At 60.5% G+C, this 276-nt stretch carries 1 pseudogene; it reads right to left on the minus strand.

Annotated elements, in window-relative coordinates:
* A pseudogene (locus BK665_RS33265) lies at nucleotides 1-276 on the minus strand (alkyl hydroperoxide reductase subunit F); the annotation flags it as partial.

Raw genomic sequence — 276 nt, forward strand, 5'->3', positions numbered from 1 at the left:
CACCGGTGCGAATACCTTTACGGGCAGCGTAAATCGCTGCCGCAGCACCGGCCGGGCCGCCGCCGACGATCAACACATCAAACGCCTCTTTTGCGCTGATCTTCTCGGCCTTGCGTTCGACACCACTGGTGTCGATCTTGGCGAAGATTTCTTCCACGCCCATGCGGCCCTGGCCAAAAATTTCGCCGTTCAAGTACACGCTAGGCACCGCCATGATCTGGCGCTTGGCGACTTCGGCCTGGAACAGTGCGCCGTCGATGGCGACGTGACGGATGT

The organism is Pseudomonas frederiksbergensis, assembly GCF_003732665.1.
GTDB lineage: Bacteria > Pseudomonadota > Gammaproteobacteria > Pseudomonadales > Pseudomonadaceae > Aquipseudomonas > Aquipseudomonas frederiksbergensis_G.